Origin of the sequence: Acaricomes phytoseiuli DSM 14247 (genome assembly GCF_000376245.1) — a bacterium.
Taxonomy (GTDB): Bacteria; Actinomycetota; Actinomycetes; order Actinomycetales; family Micrococcaceae; genus Renibacterium; species Renibacterium phytoseiuli.
On the sequence record NZ_AQXM01000032.1, the window covers coordinates 1 to 18,016 of the forward strand.

Below are 18,016 nucleotides of genomic sequence, written 5' to 3' on the forward strand. Positions count from 1 at the left end.
AGTTGGTTCCCGTGGCGATAGCTACGACAACGCTCTGGCTGAAGCCGTCAACGCCGTCTATAAGACCGAACTGATCAAAGCACGCAAACCCTGGCGCACCGTGGAAGAAGTAGAGCTCGCCACACTGGAATGGGTGTGGTGGTACAACAATCAACGCCTCCACTCCGCCCTGGGCTACCAATCACCCCAAGAATTCGAGACCGCCCACTACGCCGGCCTCGAACCCACGCGAACGCCAACCGGCGCCCTCGCAAAAACCTAGGAACCAAACCCAGGACAATTCACCTTGCTTCGGCACCATGACTCCATCCTCGTTTCCAAGGCCAGGAGCCTCCAATAAACCCAGGGCGGTTCATTCGGCCAGCCTTACGTACTTGCAGAAGCATTTTCACAAGGCATCACGATCCGCGCTCGAAGAAGGGAACGAAAGCAGGGTCGACTAGCTGGAGTGCGTACTCACCGGGTAAGAAGCTTAGCTCCCTGTTCGTACAGCGCACGTGACTCTCGAACACGGCCCGTGTTATCTGGTTGGCCAATCACGGCGACTATCACTCGCACCTGGCCGCGGCCAGGAATATCGACGTTCTTGGCGGACAGCAAATTGTAATTGTTGAGTGTGCCGGTCTTAATCCCGAGTGTTCCCGTGTCGGCGATCAGGTCATTGGTGTTCTCGACGTATCCTGCGCCGGGCAGATCGATCGAAGCCTTAGCGACGATTTCCGCGATGACCGGGTCAGCGAGCGCGAGTCTCCCAAGCGTGATCAGCGCCGAGGGCGTCGCGGTGTTACGGCGGTCGAAGCCGGTTGGCTCGACCATGGTGATCTCGTTAAGGCCGTTGCGTTGCAGAAATGACGATGCCGCTGTGGTGAATGCGTCGTTGCCTCCCCACATTTCTCGGACCAAGAAATCAGCATAGTTGCTCGCAGACCCGACCAGTATGCCCTCAAGGAGTTGATACTGCGTCAGTACCCCACCGACCGGAACAGGGAGTGCAGACTGTCCGCGGCGGCTGTATTGCACATACTCAAGGTCTTCGGCGTAGCCGAAGTTGTACTGGGGGCCTTGCTCTCCGATGTTCAGAGGGTGATCTTCCAAAATCATGAGGGCGGTGACAACTTTGGCGATACTTCCCATCGGCAAGGAGCGGCCGGAGCTCGCCGCGATGGGGCCGTCTGCAAGACCTACTGCCGCCTCACCTTCCGACGGCCACGACACCGAACTGAATTCACCCCCAGTCCGCGGAACACCCTTCTCGTTATTAACGAGTCCGTCGGGCCATAGTGCGAACCCACCAACAGTGGCGAGGATCAGGACGAAAGCGACGACGAGTTCGATACGAACTGGAGTAATACGACGAGTGCTCATGTGTATCGAGTATTGCGGTGCGCCTGTATCGTGAGCGTATTCTCCTCCAACACGGTGGCCTCGATCGAACACGCAAACATCGATCGAACACAAAACACTGTGAGTCGGCGGGTAACGTCCCGGTCGCGAGCGTAGACCCGCAGTGATGCGGAACTAAAAGCCCACGACATGCTTTTGCTCGCGTTTTGGCATGTGCTGGTTGGAACCCGCACGGAGATGTCATGTGGTTTGTATTTCCGAACCATTAACGATTTGAGCGGACTCACGTGCTGCTACCACATATCCTGCGGGCAGCGGTCAGCGCGGCAATGTCACACATACCTTCAGGCCACCATCGTCACGACCAGCAACACGGAGTTCGCCACCGTGGGCACGGATGACAGAGGCGACGATCGCAAGACCTAATCCTGATCCGGCATCTCCGGTGCTACGGACGCGACCGGTTCCGCGGACGAATGGTTCGGTGAGGGTGGCGACGACGGCGGGAGCAATCAAGGGCCCACTGTTTTCCACGACCAATTCAACCGCGGACGACTCGGTAAGCGAGATCCGAACCCAACCGTGATCGACATTGTGCGTGACTGCGTTGCGCACCAGATTGCTCACGAGCAACGTGAGCAACGTGCGCTCACCCATCGCGACTCCGTTGGACAGTGTCACGTCCGATCTGATGCCGCGTGACAGTGCATTCGCTGATTCTTCCTCCACCGCAGCCGCGATGAGAGGGGCCAGGTCCACAGTCGATGTCCGCGGCACTGTCCCTCGTCCGATACGTGCGAGTGTCAGGAGGGCTTCTGTCGAGGTGATGGCCCGATTGTTGGTGTCACCGATGCGCTGAAGCACGACACCCATGTCTCGCCCGCCCGGGTCTGCCTGCGCAACTTCCACAATGGTTCGAATGATCGCATGGGGGGTGCGTAGTTCGTGGGAAGCGTTGGCGGCGAAGCGGCGCTCTTCGTCGATCGTATGTTCCACCTGTTCGAGCATTGCGTCAAAGGCGTCAGCGAGGTCGGTGAGTTCGTCGTGGCGTCCATGCAGGGTGACGCGGAGGGCAAGGTCTCCGTCGTGGACGCGGCGCGCGACATCGGTAATCCTTGCCAGTGGGCGCAACATGATCCCTGCGAGCAGCCACCCGCCGAGCAGCCCGAATACGGTCAAGCCCCCAATTGCCCACCAGGTGTATCGCACAAACACGACGAGCAGGTCAGGCCTGCTCGGTGCGAACCCGCCCCCGTCACCGACATACAGCGGCTCTTCTGGAACAAAACGCAGCATGAGAAGTCCCACGGCGAAGAGTGCCACACCGGCAACTATGAGGAAACCCGCGTAGCTCAAGGTCAGCTTGATCCGTATCGAAAACCCACGCCCACGCCCACGCCGCGATGCCCTGTTCACGTGTCCATCCGATACCCGACGCCTGGCACCGTCTGGATCACCCAGGGCTCACCGAGGCGCTTGCGTAAACCTGAGATCGTGATGCGGACAGCGTTCGTGAAGGGATCGGCGTTGACATCCCATGCCCGCTCGAGGAGATCCTCGGCACTGACGACGCCGCCGCCGGCGTTCATCAACACCTCGAGGACCGCGAACTGTTTCCGGGCAAGAGTTATCTGTCTACCTTCGCGGGACACTTCCCGCCGGAAACGATCAAGACGCACACCCGCGATCTCAAGAACCGGCGACGTTCCGACTGCCGGCCTCCTGCCTAGCGCACGAAGACGCAGTACAAGTTCCCGCAACACGAACGGCTTCGTAAGGTAGTCGTCTGCTCCGCTCTCGAACCCGCTCTCCTTGCCGTCCAGCTGATCGGCAGCTGTGAGCATGAGAATGCGTGGACTATCAATCTCGCGGGTGAGTTCCTGAGCGATCTGATCCCCATTTGGGCCTGGAATATCGCGATCCAGCACGACAACGTCATACACGTTCACCGAGAGTAGCTCGAGGGCCGTGTCGCCATCACCAGCGATATCGGCGGCAATCGCCTCGAGGCGCAGACCATCACGGATCGCCTCAGCAAGATACAGTTCGTCCTCAACGATCAGCACGCGCATATCCTCACTCTAGGCCAGGGCGCATATTGCGAACGTATCGTTTGTTGTTCTCCGCACGACCGGCAGGCTCAGGTCGCACACGCAAGTCGCCCCGGCTGATTGCAGGCTTGATTCCCGAAGCTGCTGGTGAGATGAGCGCCGAGATGCAGCCGCGCTTTCTGCGCGTCACGATCTCATCGTTCAACGCGCGGACGTGATCCCCGAGCGCGCCGTCAGGGAGAACTAGGACTGAGCGGTTGGGCTCGGAGAGCTACCTGCCGAGCCACGTGCGCACGGTTGCGGCGTACCGTGACCGCTACGAGGTCACCGCGAAGACGCACCTCGGCCCGGCACCCGACCGTGATGTTCAGAAGGTCGCCGCCGCGCGAGCAGCCGCTGCGCTGGCACGACTGCGCGACATCGTGACGCAGACGTCGGAGCCAGGCGTGCGCCGGGCCCATGGACGCGACCGCTCCGGCCTGGTGCGCTGATCCGGAGTGGACGGGCTCTTCTTGATGTCAGAGGGGCGACGTACAGCGGAAGGACAAGCAAGGCGACTTTCAAATGTGTGTCACTGTCACCCCGAGCGTGATGGTATGCCCGGCCTCCGGGCAGTCCTTCAAGGTTCTTTGTCGCCAGACCCCGTAGAAGAGGATTGCCGTCATGATCGGCCAACTCTGGAACCTCAGCGCCCACATGCGCGCATTCCTGCGCCGCTATATGTCTACCAGCATCCTCCTCGGCGCCATCCGCACCAGGGGGGGCTCAAATGGGGCGTGCGACGATGCTCCTTGCCGCGCCATGCCTGCGGCCGCGAGTATCTCCAAGAACCTCATCGACAACGGTGCGCTTGGGTGGCTGCACCTGATCGTTCTGCTGTGCGTATGGAACGCGCTGAAGTTCCTGTGGATAGGGCCCGTCAGTCTCATTCATCTCATGCTTATCCGAACTCGTGAGCGGCGCAGGCGCTTGGCCAACTGGGGCGCATGACACAAGGCTGCATCCGTTGGCTCGGAATCCTGCCCGCTGCTGGAGTTCGTCGCTGGAGTGTAGGCCGTGCCGTGCATTCACCCCCTAGATCAAACTTCGAAACTGGAGGGATGAACGATGCACCACCCCCACTCCTCACGGGCTGGAACCACTCCCCAACATCAACGAACTCGCCGACTACTTCAGCATCCCCGTTTCCACCATCTACGATTGGCGCACCAACGGCAAAGGCCCCGTGTCTACCGCTTCGGAAAACGGATCATGTTCGGCATTGCCGACATCCGCGCCTGGATGGACACCATGCGCGAACCCGCCGGTGCCGTTACCTTTCTCAGAATGGTCGAGGCCGCACATGGGTAGACCCCGCACGCCGATCAGCACCTTCGGAATCATCGCCACCGGCATAGTCCCGTTCTGCTGACGAACGGAAACTGAAGCAGGAAACTCGCCGAACGCTCCCTCTACCAGCTCGGATTCAACGGCATGAGCGCCGACAGTCCCTTCCCTGAGCTCGTCGCCTCCTGGAAGGACATGGAGATAGAAGACTGCCTCTCGTGGACCACCCAGGAACCTCTACGAGCGAGACATGCGCACCCTCGTCCTCCCAGCATTCAAAGACCTCGCCCTCCGAGAGATCGGCGTCGCCCGCTGCGACCACTTCCTCAAACACCTCGCCAAACGCAGCTACAGCCGCGCCAAGCACGCCCGCGTCGTCCTCCGCCTCGCCCTCGCGCTCGCGGTCCGCCACGAGACCTTGCTCCGCAACCCGATGGAGCACCTCTCCTGGCTACACCGGAAGAAGACCATCCCGGACGCATTCACGATCGGCGAGGTGAAAGAGATCAGGGAGGTGGCGCTAGCGGCTCCCGAGACGATGTACGCGACAATGCCGGTCAAGGTCAGGATCCCACCTACGCTGAGGTTCCTTTAGTCATCGCCCTACGCTCCTGTCTTCGTCACCGGTCAATGCAATTTATCGCATCTGTAGAAATATGCTGGCTGCGATTCGGCATGCAGAAAACGTTGCTTCTGGGTAAGGTTCAGGCGTTCATCACCACGAGCATGATCGCCATGCCCGCTCCCATGAGCGCGTAGCAGACATCGTGCAGGTGGTTTCCGCGGGACCGGATGAGTCTGACGATCCACCAGATGGCCGCGGCCGCGCTGGCGATGACGAAGAGCAGGTTGACGATATCGGCCCACGTAGGAGTGCTAGTGGGCAGAGAGCTCGCCGTACCGCCGCCGTGATGGCCGGATGATTCGCCGCCGCTGGCGTGCGTGCCCGCCATGAGCAGCGGCATGGCAGCCAGCATCCAGATCATTGCTACGTTCAGCACCACATGCCCCAGGGTGGAGATCCGCTCCGCAGGCTCAGAGCTACTCAGGCTAACCAGCAGTGCGATGGCAAAGATCACGAAGATCGCGATCTGCGCCCAGGTGGCGGCGTCGACGACGCTGATCCAGATCATCAAGATCATGGCGGCGCTCATCACGAGGTGATTCACGTCGATGATGGCGGTCCGGCTGATCGCGCCGTCCGAGCCGCGCAGTGCGGCGCGGTGGCGGGCCAGGTCGACGGCGCACCAGATCCCGGTCAGGGCGAAGAGAATAGTGAGGATGAAATCCCAAGGCGGAGTCAGCACCAGGTCATTTTATTACTTTTTTTACTACGGCGCGTAGAACTGTTGCGGCACAGCTACTACAATGCGTAGAAATAGCTCTTTCCTAGCTTTATCCCCCCGCTCTAGGAGCCCCCGATGAATAGCACCGACACTGAAGTCCTGCCGCAATCATCTGAGTCATCGCCCCAGCTGAAGGAAACTCCAGCACGCTCCCGCAAGGTGAACTGGTTCGCAGCGTTCTGGCGCTGGCATTTTTACGGTTCGATCATCGTGATACCGGTGCTGTTCGCTTTGGCGGTCTCCGGGATGACTTATATGTTCCGTGCACAAGTGGATGCCTGGACGCATCCGGGGGTGCTCACGGTATCTGTGCCGGCGGATGCGGAACGGTTGCCGTTATCGGCGCAGGAATCCGCGGTGCGGGAGCAGTTCCCGGACCGCAGCATCCTCTCCGTCACCGATAACTCGGGGGACCGGGCTTCGGTCTTCGTAACCTCAATGGGTGAAACCAGCCGGAACGTCTATGTGGATCCGTACACCGGGTCCATCACTGGAGACCTGCATATCGACGACCTCGTCTCGACCTGGGCGGAGCGGGTGCACGGGGACTTGCTGCTGGGTGATAAGGGCGTAGGGGATCGGATCGTGGAACTTGGGGCGAGCTGGGCCATCGTGCTGACGATCACCGGCTTCATTATCTTCTTCCTGGGCCGCCGGGCCCGGCAAAGGGGGGTGGCGAAGAAGCGCAAAGGCGCGCGCCTGCGGAGTTGGCACGCGCTGGTGGGGCTTCCCGTGGGCCTGGGGATTCTGATGCTCGTGGTCTCCGGGCTGCCCTGGACTGGCGTTTGGGGGTCCGTCGCCTCCAGTATCGCCGCCCAATCGGGGGATTCGCTATGGGGCGATGACCCGGGCGCGGAGTCGACGGCGCCGAAAGAAACCGTGCAGCGGCAGATCGAGGCCGGCAACGGTTCGTCGAGCCCGGCGGGATGGGAGATCGCCGATCTGCCGACGGCCACCAGCATCGGTTCCGGAACCCCGGTCTCCATCGATACGGCGATCATAGCAGCACGGGCAGAAGGAGCCCCGGAGCCCTACTTCGTCACGTACCCGGAGGGCGAGACCGGTGTGTTCAGCGTCTACGGCTACCAGTGGGCCAATAACGGCAACCCTGCCGAATCGGATGTGACCTTGCAGAAGACCGTTCACGTGGAACAGTATTCCGGTAGTGCCCTCGCGGTCTACAGCTACGACGATTTATCAGTGCTGTCGAAAACCGTGGCGAACGGCATCGCGATCCATGAAGGGCGGCGCTTCGGGCCGGTGAACATGGCCCTCACGGCGCTGTTCTGCCTCGCGGTGATCTTCATGTGCGTCTCCGCGCCGATCATGTGGTGGACCCGGCGCGGCAACGCTTCCGGGCTGGCAGCTCCGCGTGCCAGTTTGCCGATCTTCGCGAACTGGATTCTGCTGGCGGCCGTTATCGCCCTAGGGATCTTCTTACCGCTCTTCGGGCTCTCCCTGTTCGTCATCCTGGCCCTTGATCAGCTGGTGATCAGGCGGATTCCGGCAGCCAGGAAGTTCTTCGCCTCGGTGTAAGGGCAAGTCTCAGCCTGAGGTTTGCGGCCGTTTGCCGAAAGCGCAAAGTGATGTGCGTTTGAGCGGGGAAACCTTCACTCTAGAGAGATGACAGCGCCACAGGATGTTTCATCGCACGACCCCGCACCGCAGAATCCCGTTGATTTCTGGAACCAGCTTTACGCTGAAGCGCCCGCTATCTGGTCGGGCCGGCCCAATCAGAGCATGACCGAAGTCGTCAGCCAGCTGACGCCGGGCCGGGCGCTCGACCTGGGCTGCGGAGAAGGGGGAGATTCCCTCTGGCTCGCAGGCCAGGGCTGGCAGGTCACGGGGGTCGATATCTCGCACACCGCGGTCGAGCGCGCTCGGCAGGCAGCCGAGGCCGCGGGTATCGCTCCGGAGCAGGTGCGCTGGCTGGTGCAGGATCTCGGTGTTTGGGACTTCGGTGTCGAAGCTGGGGAGCCGGAATACGATCTGATCACGGCATGCTTCATGCAGTCAGCCGTGGAGATGCCGCGAGCCCGGATCCTGCAACGTGCGGCCGGTCGGATTCGCCCCGGCGGCCATCTGCTCATCGTCTCCCATGCCAGCGCTCCCTGGAGCGCTGAAGGCACTGACAGCGCTGATGAGGCTGAGCACCCAGAGCATTCGGACCATGAGAACCAGCAGACCCCTGTGTTCCCGAGCCCGGAGGAAGATCTCTCCGCGCTCTTCGCGGAGCCTGAACCGCTTGTACCCGAACAGTGGCGGATCCACAGAGCCGATATCCGGCTCCGGGAGAGCGTTCACGAAGACCATGCCGGTCATGTCGAAGACTCTGTGGTGCTGCTCCAGCGCCGGTAGCCGGAACCCGCTCTTCAGCGATCAATCGCCCCGGCCGCGCACCCAGGAGAACAGCCAGCCGATCAGGGCGCCGAGGATCAGCATGGACAAGGTCAGAGCCCACATCGGCATGGTGACAGTCCACAGGAGCAGCTGGACTTCACCGATGCCTTGGTTCGTGATGACGAAAACCAGCGCCACCACTAGAAGCAGCACGCTCAGGATCACTCGTGGCCGCAACCAGGCCGGCAGGGATCGCTTGGATGATTTTTCCGCTGAGTTTTTCTGCATCTAGCCAGTATTTCAGAACCGGATAGGCTCTAGACATGAGGAAGGGTCAGTGGTCCTACGGCCAGGCGGCTCCGGTGCAGCTGAGTTTCGACGGCCCGGTAGCCCACCTTGCACTCAACCGCCCCGAGAAACTCAACGCGATTAACGGGCAGATCATCGTCCAGATCCCGGCTGCCGCCAGAGCGATCCGGAAGAACCGTCAGATCCGGGCGGTGGTGCTGAGTGGCAACGGCACGGACTTCAGCTCCGGTACCGACATCCGTGAAGTCTTCGGCCGGCGGCTCTGGGTGGCGAAGAGCCTACTCGGCCGGCCCTGGCAGGGGGCCAATGCTTTCCAAGAGGCTTTCTGGTCCTTGCGGAGGCTGCCCGTTCCGGTGATCGCCGTGATCCGCGGAAGGGCTTACGGCGCCGGGGCACAGCTGGCGCTGGCAGCAGATATGCGGATCGCGCACCCCGATGCCGAGCTGTCCATCATGGAAGCCCAGTGGGGGCTCATCCCGGATATGACCGGCAGCGTTGCGCTGTCCCAGCTCGTGGGCATCGATCAGGCGAAAAGATTGACGATGACGGCGGAAAAGCTGACGGCCCAGCGGGCCAAGGACCTCGGGCTGCTCACCGAGATCGCCGTGGACCCAGGGCTCGCCGCTGTCGAGCTCGCCCATCAGCTCGCCAGCCGTTCCCCGGATGCTGTTGCCGCGGCGAAGCGGCTTCTCGACGTCGCTTATGGCTCCTCGCCCGGGAAGGCTCTGCGAACGGAACGGTACCTGCAGTGGCGCCTGATCCTGGGCCGCAATGCGGCGATCGCACGCCGTGCCGGGCTGCAGCAGATCGCTCCGCGGTTCCTGGCCCGCCAACTCTGGAAGTAGCCCTGTTCAACAGAGGAAAAGCGCCGGGCCGGGCTGCATCAGGCAGCCCGACCCGGCGCTTGGCCACTGACAGCTCTAGCAGTTGCCGAGGAGTTGCCACGGGCCCCATTCGGCGGCACCCGGAGCTTCGTTCTGCGTCCACCACTTGGCCTGCCACTTCTTGCCCTGGTAGCTCACCTGCTGCCCTGCGTATAGACGGCTGCGGCGAACCAGGCGGCAAAAGCATCGCAGCTACCCGGCGACGGGGAGGTCGTCGGAGACGTGGTCGGGGAAGTCGTCGGCGGCATCAAGGTCCCGGTGACCGGCCCGGGCTGGGCCGCCCGCAGGCGTTCTACCAGCGTGCCGCCGAGGCTGAAGGATTTATCGCCGGAGAGATCCCACCACATCCCGCCCCCCAAGCCGCGGGCGGCGATGTAATCGGCTTTCTGCTTCACAGTCTGCGCGTTGTCATAACTCCACCACTTATCCCCGTCGTAACGCCAGGCCGCGCCGATGGCTGCGTCGTAGTAGTCGGTGCCCACGTTCTTGATGTCGTCGTAATTATTGTTGCCGGCCTCGAAGACTCCCGGGGCTGCACCATTGGCAACGCTCCACGGTGCGGAGCTCTTCACGCCCTGCCAGCCTCGGCCGTACATCGCCAGGCCCAGCCCCAGCTGGCTCGGTTTCACGCCGTTATCGGTTTAGGCCCGGATCGCTTTGTCCACGCTGAAGCGCTGGTTTGCCGGGCGGGGGTCCTTGGGGTCGTCGTAGAGGTTGCCTTGATGCCCGATCAGGTTCGGCACCCAAGCGCCCCAGAGGTCGTAGCCCTGGACATTGCCGAAGTCCAGGTACTGGTAGAGCTCCGGGTCGTTCCAGCCGCCGGCTTTGATGTCTTCGGGGTTCGCCGGCAGGAAAGCGCTGAGTTCGTAACGTTTGCCGGTCTGTGCTCCCAAGGCATCGATCTGGGTGCGGAATTCCTTGAGCAGCGGCTTGAAATTGGCCCGGTCGTTCACCGGGTCCACGATATTGCCGGTATTGCCGTTATCGGACCCGGGCCATTCCCAGTCGATATCGATGCAATCGAAGACCCCCGCAGCAGAACCAGGGCCGCCGCGCCCGTCAATCACGGGCAGATTCCCTTTGAGGTAGAGGTTCACGCAGCTGGAGACGAACTTCTTCCGGGAGGCATCAGTGGCCGCCGCGGCGGAGAAGTTCTTGGACCAGGTCCAACCACCCAGCGAGATCATCGCCTTGACGCCGGGGTTCTTGGCTTTGAGCTGTTTGATCTGGTTGAAAGAACCGGCGAGTTTCTGATCCCAACTATCAGCGGTTCCGGCGACCGAATTGGCGGCGGTCTACCCCATGCCGTAGTCCGCCCAGGCGTCGCCTGCGCCATCGGAGCCGTTGGGCCCGTCACCCTGGGCCTTATTGGCCATGAAGCACTCCAGGCTCTGATTGTTGATATTGCCGAAGGCGTAGTTGAGGTGGGTCAGCTGGTTCGCGCCGCCGGAGTCCTGGAGCCGTTTGAGCTTGAAGTCCCTGGCGTAGACGCCCCATTGCGGAAAGTAGCCGACATTGCGGTAGCCGTTGATCGTGCCGCTCTGCTCGGCGGCCGTGGCTGCGGGCGTGGAGCTCGCTGTGCTCACGGCGATCAGGCCGGCGGCGAGGGCGAGCGCGGTCAGCCCCGCGAAAGCCGTGCCGAGCGGGCGCAGCCGCCTCTGGTCGGTGTGTTCCCGATGCTGGCTGGACGGAGGCCGAGCTGAAACACCCGGAAATGAATCAGATGGATCAGGGGGGAAGGGGGGAGCTGGGCATGATCGGTCTCCTGTCGTGTGACCTGTGGTCCGGATGGTTATGGTCAGCTGTGCTGAGAGAGGGGGGCATGCACTTCTTCGGGCTGATTCAACGGGGGGTCTCTTGGGGGGGCTCTCAACTCAGCTGTTTCGTTCGGTATCCACAGCGTAGAGAAAGCCGATGCGGCACCGCGTCCGTACAATCCACACATTCCAGGTTTCATCGGAGGCCAGCGCCCCGCCGTCATTCCCCGTTTCTGCGGAGCTCATGGGCTTGCCTCAGCTCGGGCTGATCTAAGTGAAAATACGTAGCCGGGCGCCTGCGATCAGTGCTCATCCGTTATCCGGTGCGCCAGGATGCTCAGCTCGACTCGAGAACGCAAACCCAGTTTGGTGAAGACCCGGCTGAGGTGGACTTCCACTGTGCGAACCGAAAGGTGGAGCTTCTGCGCGACCTCCCGATTGGGCAGCCCGGCGGCGACGAACGCGGCCACTTCTGCTTCCCGCTCTGTGAGCCCGGCGAACGGGTCCGGACGGTGATCAGCTGATTCAGGCGATACAGGCGACGGAGTGACTGCTGACGCTTCGGCTCTGGCAGTTTCCAAAGTCGGGGGGAAGGAGGTTGCGGGTATTCCTGTCGGCCGTGGCACCGATACTCGGGGGATATCAAGAGCGGCGTTGATATCAGCGAGTTCTTGTTCAGCGATCCGCTGCCAAGCCGAGGATCCGCAGTTCTCAAAGGAGTTCCCTGCGGCGATCAAATGCCGCCGTACGTGGACTAGGCGTTTATCCCCACCGTTCGGTGCCGGAGCTGGTTCCCGGTGGGCGAAGGCCAGCCCTAGTTCCAGTTCAGCCAGGCCGCGGTCAAAGGAAGAGGCAGGAGGGCGGCCGAGGGTGTTCAGCTCACTGGCCAAGGACTCCAGCTGCTCTTCCGGAAGCTGTCGATCGGCAGTGATCTGATAGCGCAGTTTGGTGAGTGCGAGCTGCCGCAGGGAGCGGCCGATGCCGTTGAGCACCGGGTCGGCAGCACTGGCGGAGGGGAGGAAGAAGGATCGCCGCTGGGAGCTGGGCTCGGTGCCTGGATCATCCCCGGAGGCATGCCCGGAAGCTACATCCAGGAACGCTGCAGCTTCTTGGGCATGACCTTCGAAACGGGCATTCATCGACCGGTCCAGGAGCAGCTCGACAGGGTCCCGATGACTTCCGGGAAGCCGGAAGAGGCTATTGCTAAGTGCGCTGGGCTCGCCCGAGGTGAGCAGTTCCAGCCGGGCTGAAAGCTCGCCGGCGATTCCACCCAGCACGAGCTCGCCGGGGCCGTTGAACAGAGCGTCCTGGAGGCTTGTCAGTGCTTCCGGGAACCGGCCGGCCCAGGTGAGCACCAGGGCACGGGCGGTTCGCCGCAGGGAGCGAAGTAGGGGAGTCGCGGAAGCGGAGGCGCTTGCCGCGGCTAACGGCTGGGCCAGTTGCGCCAGCGCTGCATCGAAGTCGTCTTCTTCGCAGAGCTGAAACGCCTTGAGGATCCGGCCGCGATGCCTCTGGAGCTGCTGCATCGCCGCAGCATCCGGCCGTTGACCGGAATTTGCGAAGTCTGAGGAGGAGATCTCGGTGAGCCATAGCGGTACCCGCTGATCGTCGAGCTCGCGAAGCCAGTCAGCGGTGCTGGATGCCCCGGAGCCTTGCTGGGGTGTCGGGTCTGCTTGACCTGCCGCAGGATCGGAGGCTAGCGCCGCGCCGCTGAGCCATTTCTGCGCATCATTGAGATAGCCCGCGTGCAAAGCCGTTTCCGCAGCGATCAGATGTGCTTGCGGCTGGAGCTCCGGCTCGGCATGGCAAGCGGCTTCCCTGGCTACGGCATGAGCCCAGATGGCCTCTCCGATATCGAAACTCCGCTGGGCCAGAGCCAGAAGCGGTGGTGCCAGCTCGCTGTCCCCTTCGACGGTACTCCAGGGTATGGTGCCAATGCGCCAGCACGGGATTCCCGGAGCTCGCGAACGCCGCGGCCAGGTCTGCATGCGCGGTATTGCGCTCGCTGAGGGTTGCTCTTTCATGGCTTGCAGAGCGAAGCCGGGGGCCTGCGAACTCGAAGCGTCCTGCTACGAACTTCAAGTACCGGGATATCGTGCTGGCTGCGAGGTCCGTCATGGTCAGTTCGCTCGCATCGAGGAGCGCGGTGGTCCGGGGGTGCACGCAGACCGCGGCCCGCAGCAGCACTGCTTGTTCAGGCTTACTGAGTTCATTGAGCATAGAGGCGGTGCGATGGTCTAGGCCGGGGGTGAGTGGCAGTGGGTCTTGGATCGCGGTACGGCCGGCCAGTTGATCTGGGCTGAGCCTCGCGGCGAGCTCCAGGATGAGTTCAGTGTCGCCTTTGAGCTCGGTGTGCAAGCGGGATGCGACACGCGGGGCTGCGGCGATTCCGCGGCGAGAAAGCGCCAAGAGGGTGCTCATCGCCGGGTGTTCGGTGCGCATCCTCGGGTCTTCTCCTTCGTTGCCTTGGTGAAGCTCATGTCGTACCGACATGCTAGCCGGTGCGTACTGGAAGGCGCGGGGTTTGATGACGATGTGTCCGCACTATGAGATTCTGTTCGCAGAAGCAGAGAGTCAGCGATAAGTCAGTTAATAGTCAATAACCGAAACTGCGGTTACGATGACTGAAGCAGCTGTTCCGGAAGGATTGATGAGCATGGCGATCGCCAAGAATACCTGGGTCAAGGCGGCGTTCGCCGCCATCGCTCTCGTGCTGTTGTTATTGCTGATCGTCCTGGCCGCCCGATGGTTCCGGGGGACTGACGCCGGGCAGGATTTTTTAGCCGCCTACCCGGGTAAAGGAGCCCTGCCGAGCTGGGCTCCCGTGGGCATTCCCGCATGGTTGAGCTGGCAGCACTTCCTCAACGCATTCCTGCTGGTCTTCGTGGTCCGATCAGGGCTGCTCATCCGCAATACGCCACGTCCTGCGGCTTATTGGACCCGGCGCAATAAAGGCTTGTTCAAGACCAAGAACCCCGCAGTCCGGATCAGCATCAATCAGTGGTTCCACCTCGCCGTGGATTCGCTCTGGGTACTCAATGGCCTGATCTTCTATGTTCTGCTGATGGTGACGGGCCAATGGGTGCGGATCGTGCCGACCAACTGGGATGTTTTCCCCAATGCCTTGTCTGCCGCGCTTCAGTACGCCTCCTTGCAATGGCCCACGGAGAGCGGGTGGGCCAATTACAACGGGCTGCAGCTGCTGACCTACTTCGCGACCGTTTTCATCGCGGCCCCGCTCGCGCTTCTGACCGGGCTGCGGATGGCCCCCGGGCTCGCCAAGCGCTTCAAGTCGGTGGAGAAGATCTTCCCGATCGCCTGGGCGCGGAAATTGCACTTACCCGTGATGATCTACTTCCTGGTCTTCGTGGTGGTTCACGTGACTCTGGTGCTGGCGACCGGAGCCCTACGCAACCTCAATACCATGTATGCGGGCAGGGACGATGAGAGCTGGATCGGCTTCTGGATCTTCGCCGGTTCCGTAGTCCTCATGGTCGGCGCCTGGTTCGCTGCCCGGCCCCTGCTCTTCCGGTCTGTCGCCGGCCTGAATGGCTCAGTGACTCGCTGAGCAAGCCTTGTCGCCTCGTCGACGCTGCGCTGTTTTTGCGTTAGCAGGCTAAATGAATCACCTTAAAATCGAAGAGGAAGTTTTATTTCGAACTGCTATATTCGATTTACCTTTTTAATATGTATGAAAATGTTCGGGCCTGCTGCGGCGGAAATCTGAGCTGCCTTCGTTTTTTGAAAACCAGGTAGTTTATTTTTTATCAAATACTTGGTCTAAGTGGCTTTAAATACGAAGCCTGTGCAGAAAATAATTCGTCCGAAGCTCGTAGAAAAAAAATCGAAAGATATAATATTTTTGACTGGGGGTATTGATTCTCATGTTCAACTCAGTCATACTTGAGGCTTGTGAATTGCTCACTAGCTTCGAAATTATTTTTTAGTTAATTGAGTGAATTCCAGTAACCCAGTGCAGAGTTGTAAATTATTTTGGGGCGAGGTGGCGAGGCTATGAATTTCCTACGGTCGGATATCAAGCGCAAGATCATTATTGTGCTAACGATTCTCATGACCACTGTGCTCGGAGTGGGTGCCTTGCTGGCCTCGCAGCCCGCCATCGCGGCACCCGGGGATGGCACCCTCACGGTACTGACGAATCGCACGTTTACTGAATCCGGAACTTATGACCCGGCTATGGATCTTCCGCAGCAGGGTCTCAACGTCACGGTTACCGACCCATCGGATAACGTCGTCTCGGGAGTCACTGACACCGAAGGCAGCTTTGTGCTCGCCCCTTCGTCTCAGCTAGTCGGCGGTCAATATCGGGTAGAGGTATCGATCCCACCGGGAATGGACTATCTCAAACCAGCTTTCGCCAGGCCCGGCGGCGATTTTTCATCATTTGTGAACTTCGTCAATGTTGCGGATAACCAGAACGCGACAGTGCGCACCGCGGTATGGAATCCAAGTGATTACGCTCAGCAAGATCCGGAGCTGACTATTCCTATCCAGCGCAATGAACGGGGGAATGAAACCCGCTCAGTGGTCGATTGGTCGTCTGCCGCGCGTGGCACCACGGCTCAGGTGCCCACGACGACGACTGCCCCGCAGGAGAGCACCGGCACGGTTTATGGTACGGCTTATGATAATAAAACTGATCGGGTTTTCTCCGGAGCTTTTGCTAAAAGGCTGACAGCCTATGGCCCTGGTGGAAGCGGCGCGATTTATGTTTCACCTCGCAGCGGTAATAGTGCTTCACTCTTCGCGACTGTTCCGAATGCCGGAGACACGACTCACGGAAACGATATGGCTAATGGTCGCGACGATGACTTCTTCGCCGCCCCCGGGCAGGAGAGCCTCGGCGATATTGAGCTTTCCGAAGATGGAAAGACTCTCTATGTGGTCAATATGAACACTAAAGAGCTCGTCTCGTTCGATGCGACTGGTCCTACAGCCGCTGCACCTCTCTCGACAGTAGCCATTCCAAGCCCAGGATGCTCCTCTGGCGAATGGCGTCCGATGGGTCTGGGCGTCCGAGATGGGAAGGTCTATGTCGGAGGTATCTGTGATGCTTCCCAAAGCCAATCCAGAGACGATCTCAAAGCTGTAGTTTATGTCTACGAGAATGGTTCTTTCACGGAGATCATGAGCCAGGCTCTGAATTTCAATCGTGGTTTTTCCGTCACCGCTGGAACTAAACCGGACGTGCGCTCCAGCTGGAACCCGTGGATCAGCGATTACCGCGAACTGCGGTCTGCGTATGCGACCGCTTTCGGTTATGCTTCCTACCCCCAGCCTTTGCTCTCAGATATTACGTTGGACCGGGACGGCTCCTTGATTCTAGGATTTCGGGATCGCTTCGGCGACCAGATGGGGCGGCGAGGCTCCTTCCCCGACGGGGCTGAGCCTGCTGACGGTGCGGTCTCCGGCGGTGATATCAACATGGTCTGCAAGATCGATAACACCTACCAGTGGGAGGGCCAAGGCGACTGCCCTAATAATGTGATCCCGAGCTATAACGGTGGCCAGCCTGTTAGCGGGCCTAATGCCGTATCTGAGTTCTTTGTCGGTGAAAGTGTTGCGGGGTTGCATCAGGAGCCCGCCTTGGGGAGTGTCGCTGCGTTGTTCCGGCAGAACAACGTGGTGACTTCCTCGATGGACCCTGTGGACCAGTTTTATACGTCTGGAGCGCAATACCTGTCTCTTGAAGACGGAACCGGACCGTACCGACAATCTGGGCGCGGCGGAAACCGTGGTGCCGAATTAGTGCCGGACAACCTTAATATCGGCACCTTCGGTAAAGGCAACGGCCTGGGGGATATCTCTGTGCTGGCTGATCCTGCACCTATCCAGATCGGTAACGTGGTGTGGTTCGATAAGGATCTCGACGGGGTTCAGGACGCAGATGAGCAGCGCATTCCGGGAGTCACCGTCAATCTGCTCAGAGACGGTCAGGTGATCGGAACCCGGACCACTGATGGGAACGGTGAATACTATTTCTCCTCCCTCGATCAAGACCTGGGAGGCCAGTTCGTCCCCAACGGGGGTGAATACACCGTGGAGTTCGTGAAGCCGGAAACCGGCAGTCTGGAGGTCGAGGGTGTTGGGCCTATTCCTTGGGCGCAAATAAGCTTCACGAAACAGACTGCGGGTGATAACCGGTCTATTGACTCTAATCCGGACCCGCAGACAGGGCGCACCACATACGTTGCCGGCAACCCCGGCGAGGACGACCATACCCTGGACGCGGGCTTTATAGCCGCTCCGCGGATCCAATATGCCAAGGTTGCTGATCCGGTGGCCGGTAGTGCGGTGAAGCCCGGTGATGTGGTGAGGTATACGGTGACCGTCCGTAATCCGGGTCCTTTGCCCACCCTTCCTGGGAATGATGCGGTGGCGACGGATGATATGTCGCAGGTGCTGGATAAGGCTGATTTGGTGGATGGGCCGACGGCGTCGGTGGGTTCGGCGGTTTTGGATGGTACGACGGTGCGTTGGTCTGGTGCTTTGCGGGCTGGTGAGTCGGCGACGATTACGTATTCAGTGAAGATCAAGGATGGTGCGACGGGTACGTTGCGTAATTACTTGATCGAGCCGGATATTGAGGTGGTTCATCCGTTGATTGAGTATGCCAAGGTTGCTGATCCTGTGGCTAA

General features: G+C 60.7%; 18 protein-coding genes and 1 pseudogene. 8 read left to right on the plus strand and 11 right to left on the minus strand.

Annotated elements, in window-relative coordinates; translation table 11 throughout:
* Positions 1-262: integrase core domain-containing protein (locus C501_RS12025; RefSeq protein ID WP_018133696.1), on the plus strand; the 262-nt coding region annotated here is incomplete at its 5' end.
* Between the two features lie 194 nt (positions 263-456).
* On the opposite strand, the gene C501_RS12030 is transcribed toward C501_RS12025, so the two are convergent.
* From C501_RS12030 to C501_RS14140, 4 genes are all read right to left on the minus strand, one after another.
* Positions 457-1,365 carry a D-alanyl-D-alanine carboxypeptidase family protein gene (locus C501_RS12030; RefSeq protein WP_018133783.1) on the minus strand — a complete coding sequence of 303 codons (909 nt, stop codon included), beginning with the start codon at positions 1,363-1,365 and terminating at the stop codon, positions 457-459.
* Positions 1,366-1,662: 297 nt separating this feature from the next.
* On the minus strand, positions 1,663-2,667 hold the full coding sequence (locus C501_RS0101055; protein WP_245532369.1) for a sensor histidine kinase: 1,005 nt from the start codon (positions 2,665-2,667) through the stop codon (positions 1,663-1,665).
* An 89-nt stretch (positions 2,668-2,756) separates the two neighbouring features.
* Complete coding sequence (locus tag C501_RS0101060; RefSeq protein ID WP_018133785.1) at positions 2,757-3,416, minus strand: response regulator transcription factor; 660 nt, start codon at positions 3,414-3,416, stop codon at positions 2,757-2,759.
* 212 nt (positions 3,417-3,628) lie between these two features.
* On the minus strand, positions 3,629-3,856 hold the full coding sequence (locus C501_RS14140; protein ID WP_156807561.1) for a hypothetical protein: 228 nt from the start codon (positions 3,854-3,856) through the stop codon (positions 3,629-3,631).
* Positions 3,857-4,058: 202 nt separating this feature from the next.
* On the opposite strand from C501_RS14140, the gene C501_RS12035 reads away from it, so the two are divergent.
* A complete protein-coding gene (locus C501_RS12035) occupies positions 4,059-4,385 on the plus strand; it encodes a hypothetical protein (RefSeq protein WP_018133787.1) in 327 nt (108 codons plus the stop codon).
* Positions 4,386-4,589: 204 nt separating this feature from the next.
* Here the strand turns inward: C501_RS12035 and C501_RS14145 are convergent, their stop codons facing one another.
* A complete protein-coding gene (locus C501_RS14145) occupies positions 4,590-4,790 on the minus strand; it encodes a hypothetical protein (protein WP_018133788.1) in 201 nt (66 codons plus the stop codon).
* Positions 4,791-4,971: 181 nt separating this feature from the next.
* Here C501_RS14145 and C501_RS12040 point away from each other — a divergent pair, with 181 nt between their 5' ends.
* On the plus strand, positions 4,972-5,316 hold the full coding sequence (locus C501_RS12040) for a hypothetical protein (RefSeq protein WP_018133789.1): 345 nt from the start codon (positions 4,972-4,974) through the stop codon (positions 5,314-5,316).
* 109 nt (positions 5,317-5,425) lie between these two features.
* On the opposite strand, the gene C501_RS0101085 is transcribed toward C501_RS12040, so the two are convergent.
* Positions 5,426-6,028: a DUF5134 domain-containing protein gene (locus C501_RS0101085; RefSeq protein ID WP_018133790.1), complete on the minus strand. Its 603-nt coding sequence runs from the start codon at positions 6,026-6,028 to the stop codon at positions 5,426-5,428.
* A gap of 114 nt (positions 6,029-6,142) precedes the next feature.
* On the opposite strand from C501_RS0101085, the gene C501_RS12045 reads away from it, so the two are divergent.
* Together C501_RS12045 and C501_RS0101095 are read left to right on the plus strand one after the other, a co-directional pair.
* Positions 6,143-7,603: a PepSY-associated TM helix domain-containing protein gene (locus C501_RS12045; protein ID WP_051064431.1), complete on the plus strand. Its 1,461-nt coding sequence runs from the start codon at positions 6,143-6,145 to the stop codon at positions 7,601-7,603.
* 87 nt (positions 7,604-7,690) lie between these two features.
* Positions 7,691-8,425 (plus strand): class I SAM-dependent methyltransferase, encoded by a 735-nt coding sequence (locus tag C501_RS0101095; RefSeq protein WP_018133792.1) that lies wholly within the window; start codon positions 7,691-7,693, stop codon positions 8,423-8,425.
* A gap of 21 nt (positions 8,426-8,446) precedes the next feature.
* Here the strand turns inward: C501_RS0101095 and C501_RS12050 are convergent, their stop codons facing one another.
* Positions 8,447-8,695 carry a LapA family protein gene (locus tag C501_RS12050; RefSeq protein ID WP_018133793.1) on the minus strand — a complete coding sequence of 83 codons (249 nt, stop codon included), beginning with the start codon at positions 8,693-8,695 and terminating at the stop codon, positions 8,447-8,449.
* A gap of 35 nt (positions 8,696-8,730) precedes the next feature.
* Between C501_RS12050 and C501_RS0101105 the strand changes: the two genes are divergently transcribed.
* Entirely contained in the window at positions 8,731-9,561 is an 831-nt protein-coding gene (locus C501_RS0101105; protein ID WP_018133794.1) for a crotonase/enoyl-CoA hydratase family protein, read from the plus strand.
* 75 nt (positions 9,562-9,636) lie between these two features.
* Here C501_RS0101105 and C501_RS14835 read toward each other — a convergent pair whose 3' ends face one another.
* The 4 genes and pseudogenes from C501_RS14835 to C501_RS13470 form a co-directional block, all read right to left on the minus strand.
* On the minus strand, positions 9,637-9,738 hold the full coding sequence (locus C501_RS14835) for a carbohydrate-binding protein (RefSeq protein ID WP_018133795.1): 102 nt from the start codon (positions 9,736-9,738) through the stop codon (positions 9,637-9,639).
* Positions 9,735-10,826, minus strand: a pseudogene (locus C501_RS13810) (glycoside hydrolase family 18 protein). Before C501_RS13810 ends, C501_RS14835 begins: the two are co-directional and overlap by 4 nt.
* Positions 10,827-10,895: 69 nt before the next feature.
* Positions 10,896-11,186, minus strand: coding sequence for a hypothetical protein (locus C501_RS14675; protein ID WP_018133798.1), 291 nt, complete (start codon positions 11,184-11,186; stop codon positions 10,896-10,898).
* 473 nt (positions 11,187-11,659) lie between these two features.
* Positions 11,660-13,345, minus strand: coding sequence for a helix-turn-helix transcriptional regulator (locus C501_RS13470; protein WP_018133800.1), 1,686 nt, complete (start codon positions 13,343-13,345; stop codon positions 11,660-11,662).
* A 662-nt stretch (positions 13,346-14,007) separates the two neighbouring features.
* Between C501_RS13470 and C501_RS0101145 the strand changes: the two genes are divergently transcribed.
* Both C501_RS0101145 and C501_RS12070 read left to right on the plus strand, forming a co-directional pair.
* Complete coding sequence (locus C501_RS0101145) at positions 14,008-14,925, plus strand: cytochrome b/b6 domain-containing protein (RefSeq protein ID WP_018133802.1); 918 nt, start codon at positions 14,008-14,010, stop codon at positions 14,923-14,925.
* A 785-nt stretch (positions 14,926-15,710) separates the two neighbouring features.
* On the plus strand, positions 15,711-18,016 hold a 2,306-nt coding region (locus C501_RS12070; RefSeq protein ID WP_169332105.1), incomplete at its 3' end, for an SdrD B-like domain-containing protein.